Source organism: Sphingomonas bacterium (genome assembly GCF_903644055.1).
Taxonomy (GTDB): Bacteria; Pseudomonadota; Alphaproteobacteria; order Sphingomonadales; family Sphingomonadaceae; genus Sphingomonas_I.
Genome location: NZ_CAHJXD010000005.1, coordinates 1 through 4,703 on the forward strand (window position 1 = coordinate 1; position 4,703 = coordinate 4,703).

Genomic DNA, 4,703 nt, shown 5'->3' on the forward strand with positions numbered 1-4,703 from the left:
ACGCCCGCCTCCGCGCGCAAGCCCGTAAGGCGGCCGCCGGCGCGGACGCGGCGACCATCGGTGGGCGCGCAGATCGGCCGAGCTTTGAGCGCGATCCCCATCCCGCCCGAGGTGCTGCGCCGCGCGAAAAACTGGACGCTGGGGCTGCTGCTCGCCGGCGGGCTGGCGGCAGGCGTCGCCGCGATGGGCGTGCCGCAGATGATCGGGATGGCGGCGGCGCACGGCATCGGCGCGATGGGCTTCGTGGTGCGCAACATCCAGCCTTCGGGGCTGAGGCACGTCAACCGCGACGCGGTCTACCGGATCGCGATGGATGCGCGCGGGCAGGATATGCCGCTGGTCGACCTTTCGGGCATCCGCCGGGCGCTGCTCGAGCTGCCGTGGGTCGCGGATGCGCGCGTGTCGCGGCGGCTGCCCGATACCCTCGTGATCGATCTGGTCGAGCGCAAACCCGCCGGGATCTGGCAATATCAGCAGAGGCTGCAACTGATCGACGATCATGGCGAACCGATCGCCGCGGTCGATCCGCAGACGATCCCCGATCAGCTCCCGCTGGTGATCGGGCCCGACGCCAACCGCCATGCCGGCGACTTCCAGAAGCTGGCGGCGAGCCAGCCCGCGCTGAAGCCGCTGATCGAGGCGGCGACCTGGATCGGCGGGCGGCGCTGGGACCTGCGCTTCCAATCGGGCGAGACGCTGTCGCTGCCCGAGGGCGAGGCGGAGGCGCGCGCCGCGCTCGCCTCCTTCACCCGGCGCGATGCCGAGGCGCGGCTGCTCGGACGCGGGATCGCGCGCTTCGACATGCGCGATCCGAGCCGGATCGTGGTCAAGATGAGCGAGGAGCCGGGCTATCGGGTGCCCGATCCCGTGGCACCGGTCGTACCGGATGCGGCGCCGGCCGTGGGGAAGACGGTGACGTGAGGAAAATCCGGGCACTTCCCATTCCGTTCGTCCAGAGCCCTTCGACTGCCTGTCAAGGCAGGCGCTCAGGACAAGCTGGCCGCAAGCGGCCAGTCGAGGGACGTTCGACCTCACTGCTTGTGGCACGTCCCTCGACTTCGCTCGGGACGAACGGGCTTTTGCGTGCCAGCCTCTTGGCGAACCGCTGATGGCGCCTGTCCGCGAAGGGCTGATCACCGCGCTGGACATCGGATCGTCCAAGGTCGCGGCGCTGATCGCGCAGCCGACCGAGGACGGCCTGCTCGTGCTCGGCACGGGGCAGCGCGAGAGCCGGGGGGTGCGGCGCGGGTTCATCGCCGACATGAGTGCTACCGAAGGTGCGGTGCGCGAGGCGGTGGAGCAGGCCGAGCGGATCGCGCGGACCAATGTCGACGAGACCTGGCTGAGCTTTTCGGCGGGCGGGCTGTTCAGCGACGTCGCCTCGGTCGAGGTCGAACTCGACGGCGAGCGGATCACCGAGAAGCATATCGCGGCGCTGCTCGACGCGGGGCGGCGCTCGATCGATCCCGACGGGCGCACCGTGCTGCATGCGCAGCCCGCGCTCTACACGATCGACGGATTGAAGGGGGTCACCAACCCGCTCGGGCTCTATGCCGAGCGGCTGGGGGTCGACATCCACGTCGTCGTCGCCGAGCCCTCGCCGATCCGCAACCTCGATCATTGCGTGCGATCGGCGCACATGGCGGTCAAGCAGATCGTCGCCTCGCCGGTGGCGACCGCGATGTCGTGCCTGTCCGAGGAGGAGCGCGAGCTGGGGGTGGCGCTGGTCGAGCTGGGCGCCGAGGTGACCAACGTCTCGCTGATCGCGGGCGGGCTGCTCGTCGGGCTCGCGTCGCTGCCGCTGGGGGCGGCGGACATCACCGACGATATCGCGTCTGCGGTGGGGACGCGGCGCGCGCAGGCCGAGCGGATGAAATGCTTTCACGGGTCGGCGCAGACCTCCCCACGCGACAATCACGAGATGATCGAGGTCGCGCCGATCTCGGGCGAGCCGGACGGCGGCGAGCCCGCGCGGATCAGCCGCGCGCAGCTCATCGCGGTGATCCGCCAGCGGCTCGAGCAGATTTTCGGGGCGATCGACGAATCGCTGAAGACCTTGGGCTTCGTCGGCCCGATCGCGCGGCAGGTGGTGCTGACGGGCGGCGGCGCCGAGCTCAAAGGGATCGCCGATTATGCGCAGAGCGTGCTCGGGCGCGCGGTGCGGATCGGGCGGCCGCGCGGGCTGATCGGGCTGCCCGAGGCGCATTCGGGGCCGGCGTTCGCGACGCTCGCCGGGCTGGTGCAGTTCGCGGCCTCGAACCCGATCGACCTCCGGCCCAGCCCGACGCCGCAGACGATCATCCGGCTCTCGCCGATCAACTTCCTCCAGCGGCTGATCGCGGCGGCGAAGAGCGGCTATTGATTTTTCGCTTGACAATGTTCGTGGTATGTTCTATACAGGCCGCTGCTGTTTGACATGGTTGATTCGATCCTCGTCGTTCCCGCGCGGGCGGGACTTCAGCGGGTGCAGACCGGTGCGGCAGCACGGGTTCGCGCTGCCGCGCGGCTTTGGTTGATCGGCTGGGTTCCCGCTTGCGCGGATGACGAGGGAGGATTGTCGGGGTGAGGTACTTATCCACAGGCTTCTGTGGAGAAATTCCAAATTCCCTGTGGAAAACTTTTCGCGAAATGCACGATTTCGCTCGCGGCGGCGAATCGGGTCTGGCATCCTGGCGCTCGATGATTGGCGCGTCGCGCCGGCACTGCTGAGGGGCGTTTCATGACCATCCAGTTTCTCCGGCCCGAAATCGACGAACTGAAGCCGCGGATCAGCGTGATCGGGGTCGGCGGCGCGGGCGGCAACGCCGTCGCCAACATGATGGGCGCCGACGTGCAGGGGGTCGATTTCATCGTCGCCAACACCGATGCGCAGGCGCTCAACGCCTCGCCTTCGGAGCAGCGCATCCAGCTCGGCCTCAAGATCACGCAGGGGCTCGGCGCGGGATCGCGGCCCGAGATCGGGCGCGCGGCGGCCGAGGAGACGCTGGAGCAGGTCGAGCGCGCGCTCGAGGGCAGCCACATGTGCTTCATCGCGGCGGGGATGGGCGGCGGCACGGGCACGGGTGCGGCGCCGGTGATCGCCAAGGCGGCGCGCGAGCGCGGCATCCTGACGGTGGGCGTCGTCACCAAGCCGTTCAGCTTCGAGGGCAATCGCCGGATGAAATCGGCGGAGGCGGGGATCGCCGAATTGCAGAAGCACGTCGATACTTTGATCGTCATCCCCAACCAGAATCTGTTCCTGATCGCCAACCCGAACACGACCTTCAAGGAAGCGTTCCAGATGGCCGACGAGGTGCTCCAGCAGGGCGTGCGCGGGATCACCGACCTGATGGTGATGCCGGGGCTGATCAACCTCGATTTCGCCGACGTGCGCTCGGTGATGAGCGAGATGGGCAAGGCGATGATGGGTACCGGCGAGGCGAGCGGCGACAATCGCGCGATCGAGGCTGCGGAGAAGGCGATCGCCAATCCTTTGCTCGACGGGGTCAGCATGAAGGGCGCCAAGGGCGTGATCGTCTCGATCACCGGCGGCGAGGACATGCGGCTGCTCGAGGTCGACGAGGCGGCCAATCATATCAAGGAACTGGTCGATCCCGACGCCAACATCATCTGGGGATCGGCGTTCAACAACGATCTGGAAGGCAAGATCCGCGTGTCGGTGGTCGCGACGGGGATCGAGGCCGATGCGATGAACGCGCCGAACAGCGAGCCGAGCAAGCTCTTCTCCTTTCCGCCGCGCAGCCGCGTCGAGGTCCGCACCCCCGATTCACCGCGGTCTTCCGCCACGGAGCCCGCGCCGCCGGTCGTGGCGCCGCCGGTTGCGGCCGAGGCGCCGGTCGCGGACGCCGAGGACGAACTGGAGCTGGGCGAGGATTCGATCGCGCCCGAGGCGGCGGCCGAGGAGGCCGAGCCCGCCAAGACCGCGCCGGCCTCCACCGTGGTTGCGGGGCCGCGCCGCTGGCTGCACAGCGAGCCGGCCGAGGATGCCGAGCCGACCGCGACGGTGCGCGAGATCAAGCCCGCCGCGGGCGCGACCCTGTTCGAACGCATGTCGAGCATCGCGCGCGGATCGAGCAAGGTGGCGGCCGAGGAAGAGGACGAGGGCCAGCGCGAGCCGCTCGATATCCCGCGCTTCCTCAACCGGCAGAATAATCAGTAAGCGGCGAGCGCGGCGGCTATCCAGATAGCCGTCATGCCAGCGTAGGCTGGCATCTCGTTCGGTAAGGGCTGTCCTCGGTTCGGGAGACCCCAGCTTTCGCCGGGGGTGACGGTTAAACGGTGGCGGGTGACGGGGTGGCGGCGAATGATGCCGTCGGGGTTCGTCTGGGCGCTTGCTTGGGCTGGTTTCGGGCCGGTGGCGCCGGACGGCCCCCCGGCTCGACCGTTCACCCCTGATCGCGAACGTCCCGGCGCAGCGACGGCCGAGCTTGCTTGCGCGCGCGTTCGCCGCCAGCTTCCGCGACCGTGATGCGCATGCTGCTTGCCCTCGCTCTGGCGATCGATCTCGCCACCGGCACGCCGGCGCACACGCAGGCGACCCCCGACGATCTCAGCGAAACGCCGCAGCCGATGCAGACGGTGCAGGTGATCGACGCCGCCGAGCAGGCGCGCGCGGCGGCGGCGCGGGGCGACATGGCCGAGGCGCTGTCGCGCTACCTGCGCGTGCTGGCGGCCAAGCCCGACGACGTGGCCGCGCTGATCGG

General features: G+C 69.3%; 3 protein-coding genes and 1 pseudogene. All 4 read left to right on the forward strand.

Features of this window, described 5'->3' with window-relative positions:
• The coding region (locus HUU94_RS00220) for a cell division protein FtsQ/DivIB (RefSeq protein WP_254601804.1) at nucleotides 1–921 on the forward strand (921 nt) is incomplete at its 5' end.
• Nucleotides 922–1,108: 187 nt separating this feature from the next.
• A complete protein-coding gene (ftsA, locus tag HUU94_RS00225) occupies nucleotides 1,109–2,362 on the forward strand; it encodes a cell division protein FtsA (protein ID WP_174273130.1) in 1,254 nt (417 codons plus the stop codon).
• Between the two features lie 357 nt (nucleotides 2,363–2,719).
• A complete protein-coding gene (ftsZ, locus tag HUU94_RS00230) occupies nucleotides 2,720–4,159 on the forward strand; it encodes a cell division protein FtsZ (protein WP_174273131.1) in 1,440 nt (479 codons plus the stop codon).
• A gap of 314 nt (nucleotides 4,160–4,473) precedes the next feature.
• Nucleotides 4,474–4,703: pseudogene (locus HUU94_RS00235) on the forward strand (hypothetical protein); the annotation flags it as partial.

What these genes read in the sequence shown, in the direction of transcription:
- ftsZ (WP_174273131.1), top strand. Translation starts at nt 2,720, where the DNA reads ATGACCATCCAGTTTCTCCGGCCCGAAATCGACGAACTGAAGCCGCGG.
- ftsA (WP_174273130.1), top strand. Translation starts at nt 1,109, where the DNA reads ATGGCGCCTGTCCGCGAAGGGCTGATCACCGCGCTGGACATCGGATCG.